Source organism: Lapidilactobacillus bayanensis (assembly GCF_003946695.1).
Lineage (GTDB): Bacteria > Bacillota > Bacilli > Lactobacillales > Lactobacillaceae > Lapidilactobacillus > Lapidilactobacillus bayanensis.
Genome location: NZ_RHOX01000062.1, coordinates 1 through 1,239 on the forward strand (window position 1 = coordinate 1; position 1,239 = coordinate 1,239).

Annotated in this window: 1 protein-coding gene; it reads left to right on the plus strand. The window is 44.7% G+C overall.

Annotated elements, in window-relative coordinates; genetic code table 11:
* The first annotated feature begins 122 nt into the window (after positions 1-122).
* Positions 123-1,103 carry an IS30 family transposase gene (locus EKM65_RS11080; protein ID WP_225420464.1) on the plus strand — a complete coding sequence of 327 codons (981 nt, stop codon included), beginning with the start codon at positions 123-125 and terminating at the stop codon, positions 1,101-1,103.
* The last annotated feature ends 136 nt before the right edge of the window (positions 1,104-1,239 follow it).

The following is a 1,239-nucleotide window of genomic DNA, read 5'->3' on the forward strand; positions in this document are numbered from 1 at the left end:
CGCGCGTTTTATAATCAAGTTAGCCAAATACTTTTAGCTAATTGATAAAATAAAAAACACCAAGACAAATCTCTGTTATCATTGATGTTCCTACACAAACAATGAAAGAGGTTATTGTCTTGATGCAAGAACAGAATACCACAGTCAGAAAAAAAGGTCAGCACCTAACTTCGTTTGAACGAGGCAGAATTGCTACGCTGCACAGCCAAGGCTATTCCAATCGTGCAATTGCCAGAGCGCTTAATGTTTGTCATCAAACAATCAATAATGAATTGTGCCGCGGCGAGATCGACCAAGTAAAAAAAGTGAATGGTCAACGCCAATATTACGCTGTATACTCACCAGAAACAGCACAAGCTAAGTACGAAGCTAATCGAGCCCACTGTCATCGACCTTTGAAACTCGTCGGTGTCGCTGATTTTATCGACTATTTTACGACTCATTTGCGTCAAGATGGTTGGTCGCCTGATGCAGCAGTAGGACGGGCCAAACTTGAAGGCTTATATCAACCTGAGGAGATGGTCTCGACCAAGACGCTATACCACTATATTGATGCCCAGTTACTTGAAGTCCGTAATCTTGATCTACTCGAAAAAACGCGCCACCGTGCTAAACATCATCACTCGATCAAGCACAAGCGTCTGGCCGGACGGAGTATTGATGAACGGCCTAAAAGTATCGACCAGCGCCAAGAGTTCGGCCATTTCGAATTGGACACCGTGGTGGGCAAGCGCAACGGTCAAGAGAGTGTGATCTTAACGCTGATCGAGCGTCAATCCCGCTGCCAAATTCTACGTTTGATCGATGGTCGTGATGCCGATTCAGTCAACTATGAGCTGGCCAAGATCTGTCAAGAATACGGATCAATCATGAAGTCAGTTACTGCCGATAATGGCGCTGAGTTCTCGGAAGTTGGCGCTGTACTTACCGGTGTCGCTGACCTTTATTATGCCCATCCATATCGTTCCTCTGAGCGCGGGACTAACGAAGCGCATAATCGAATGATCCGCCGCGATGTACCCAAGGGTCTATCCATGGATATTTTGGGTCCTCATGATATCCAAGCAGTTGAGTCAAAGCTAAACAATTTACCGCGCCGGTAAACTGGCTATCAAACACCCAAAGAGCTTTTCTCCGCTGCTTCCGCCGGTTAAGTTAAGTCCATAAAATATGAATATTAATGAAAATACTGATTTAATAGGATTTATCGTGTGGCTAATTTGTTCTTGCAATTTGGGA